Source organism: Roseateles sp. P5_B10 (assembly GCF_056400485.1).
The window spans coordinates 1-2,142 of sequence record NZ_JBFULE010000868.1 but is presented as its reverse complement, the minus strand read 5'-3'; the positions used below and the strand labels follow the sequence as shown (position 1 = coordinate 2,142).

1 protein-coding gene and 1 pseudogene are annotated in these 2,142 nt (G+C 65.6%); both read left to right on the top strand.

The genetic code is table 11. The features are described from left to right. Window positions 1–52 precede the first annotated feature (52 nt). Window positions 53–1,555, top strand: a complete 1,503-nt coding sequence (locus AC1DU6_RS28675; RefSeq protein ID WP_477861293.1) for a POT-type proton-dependent oligopeptide transporter — start codon at window positions 53–55, stop codon at window positions 1,553–1,555. 59 nt (window positions 1,556–1,614) lie between these two features. Next, window positions 1,615–2,142 (top strand): annotated as a pseudogene (locus AC1DU6_RS28670) (hypothetical protein); the annotation flags it as partial.

The window sequence follows — 2,142 nt, the reverse complement described above, 5'->3', positions numbered from 1 at the left end:
GACGACCACTGTCACCGCAGACGCCGCCACCGCGGCAAGCCCCGCGGCCAAGATGCCGCCGCAGATCCCCTACATCATCGGCAACGAAGGATGCGAGCGCTTCAGCTTCTACGGCATGCGCAACATCCTGACGGTCTTCATGATGACCAGCCTGCTGCTGGCCATTCCCGAGGACCTGCGCAAGGCCGAGGCCAAGGAGGTGTTCCACACCTTCGTCATCGGTGTCTATTTCTTCCCGCTGCTGGGCGGTTGGCTGGCCGACCGCTTCTTCGGCAAGTACCCGACCATCTTCTGGTTCAGCATCCTGTACTGCGCGGGGCATGCCTGCCTGGCCCTGTTCGACGACAGCATCCGGGGCTTCTACTTCGGCCTGTTCCTGATCTCGCTCGGCTCGGGTGGCATCAAGCCCTTGGTGAGTTCATTCGTTGGCGACCAGTTTGACAAGAGCAACCGGACGCTGGCGCAGAAGGTCTATGACGCCTTCTACTGGATCATCAACTTCGGCAGCTTCTTCGCGTCGCTGCTGATGCCCCTCATCCTGAAGAACTATGGCGCCAGCGTCGCCTTCGCGCTGCCGGGTCTGCTGATGCTGGCCGCCACCGTCATCCTGTGGAGCGGCCGCAAGAAGTATGTGCACCAGCCGGCACACGGCGCCAACCCGCACAGCTTTTTGAAGGTGGTTTGGACGGCCTTGAAGGCCGGCGGCGCTGGCGCCGCCGTGGCATCGCTTGGTCTCGTTGGTGCGGCCTACTCGCTGAGCCGCATCGATGGCCTGGGCCTCGTGCCGGCGGTCTGCCTGGCCCTCGTGCTGGTGATGGGCTTTGGCGGCGTGGGCGCGGCGATGCAGCTGGAGCGCGCGCGCGGCGTGCATCCGGACGAGGCTGTCGACGGTGTGCGTAGCGTGCTGCGCGTGCTGGTGCTGTTCGCGCTGGTCACGCCGTTCTGGTCGCTGTTCGACCAGAAGGCCTCGACCTGGGTGCTGCAGGCCGATCAGATGGCCAAGCCCGCCTGGTTCCAGTCGTCCATGATGCAGGCGCTGAACCCGGCGCTGGTGATGATCCTGATCCCCTTCAACAACCTGGTGCTCTATCCCACGCTGCAACGCATGGGCCTGCAGGTGACGGCACTGCGCCGCATGGGCGCAGGCATCGCGCTGGCGGGTGCGGCCTGGATCGTCGCCGGCGTGTTGCAGCTGTGGCTGGACGAAGGCACGACGGTCAGCATCGTCTGGCAGATGCTGCCCTATGCGCTGCTGACGCTGGGCGAGGTGCTGGTCTCGGCCACCGGGCTGGAGTTCGCCTACAGCCAGGCACCGCTGTCCATGAAGGGCACGATCATGAGCTTCTGGAGCCTGTCGGTGACCATCGGCAACCTGTGGGTGCTGCTGTCCAACGTCAGCATCAAGAGCCCGGCGGCGCTGCAGGCGATCAAGTCGACCGGCTACAGCGAGACCGCCTGCCTGATGTTCTTCTTCGCCGGCTTCGCGCTCGTGGCCGCGACCCTGTTTGCGCTCGTGGCAAGGCGCTATCCGATGCTGAACAATTACCGCAGCTGAAGTGCGGCGGTGAATAGCCACCTTGGTTTCAGCGCCTGGCTCAGTAAGCTGCGCGGCACATGACAGACGCTCAAAATCGCCGCCCCTACGTCGATCCCACGCTGGTCGATCACCATGCACCACGCGCCGCGCCTGAGCCGGCGCCCGAAGCTGCGGCCTGGCAGCAGTCCTCGAACCGCCCGCGTCCGGCGGGCGCCCGGTCGCCGCGCACCCGCGTGATCCGCGAATCCAAGCGCGGCTACTTCGCCCGCCACTGGCATGGCGAGATGAGCCTGGTGCGCAGCTACTGGGTCAACAACTTCCTCGTCGCCACGCCATTGGCTTTCCTGCTGACGGGCCTGATGACCTGGATCAGCGTCAAGGGCGACTCGCTACAGGTCAGCGCCATCTCGCTGCTGGTGACCATGCCGCTGCTGCTGGCGCTGAACCTGTGGTGCATCGTCGGCGCCTGGCGTGCCGCGGCCAACTATCTGCGCGAAAGCGGCTCGGCACTCTGGGGGTGGCTGGCGCGCATCACGCTGGCGCTCAGCACCCTGCAGTTGTTGGCCTCGGTGGTGTTCGGCTTCCTGCCCAGCGTGGGCGAGTAC